The 752-nt window shown below is 67.4% G+C and carries 1 protein-coding gene; it reads right to left on the bottom strand.

From position 1 onward, the window contains the following. Positions 1-53: 53 nt before the first annotated feature. Positions 54-554: a hypothetical protein gene (locus ETD86_RS54610; protein WP_246149556.1), complete on the bottom strand. Its 501-nt coding sequence runs from the start codon at positions 552-554 to the stop codon at positions 54-56. Between the last annotated feature and the right edge of the window lie 198 nt (positions 555-752).

The raw sequence follows: 752 nt of genomic DNA, 5'->3' as shown, positions 1-752 counted from the left end.
ATGGGGGAGGGCGTGAAGGTGCGCTCGGGGGCGGAGGCGTAGGCGAGTGGGCGTCAGGAGGTTGCGTCGGCTCGCTGGGTGATGGCGGGCATCAGGCGATAGCTCTCCTGGAAGACCAGGTTGTGGGCGTCGCCGGCGGCGATCACCCGGAGCGTGTCGATCTGCGCCTGGGCGTCCGGGGCGTCGAAGATGTTCATCGGCCAGTCACCGACGGTGTTCCCCCGCAGATGTGGGTGGTGGAACCCGGCGCCGTAGTGGGCGACGACCGCTATGGGCTGGACGTGGAGGGCGCGCTGCTCGGGCCACGTCAGTGACCACATGGCGTTGAGCCCGCCCTCCTTCGACCGGGTGACCCCGCTGGCCACCACCTCGCCCGTGCCGAGCAGCAGGTCGGCGTTGAGCTCCTCCAGTGCCGTCCTCGCGGTCGGGTCGAGCAGCTCGACCGCCGTGACGAACAGGCGCTCCTTGTCCTCCCGCGAGATGGCCCGGCCGTGGATGCCGTCGCGCAGATCGCGGAAGTGGCGGATCAGGGCTTCGTTCATGGGAGTACGCATGCCTACCCCCTTCCCCACGTATGGGTCAGGAGTCGTCCTCTTGCTGTTCGAGGCAGGCGTGACGCTGCGGGTCTAGGTGGCTGGTGTTTTTTGATCTATCTCGCTTAGGTCTGTCCTCTTGTGCCAGGGTGATCGGTGTTGGTCACCGGGCGTGGGGAGAGATCGAGCGATGGCAGTGGGCCAGACTCCGTTGCAGCC

Source organism: Nonomuraea turkmeniaca (assembly GCF_005889735.1).
Taxonomy (GTDB): domain Bacteria; phylum Actinomycetota; class Actinomycetes; order Streptosporangiales; family Streptosporangiaceae; genus Nonomuraea; species Nonomuraea turkmeniaca.
Note: the sequence above shows the minus strand (reverse complement) of the source record. Positions and strands in the feature narration are given on the sequence as shown.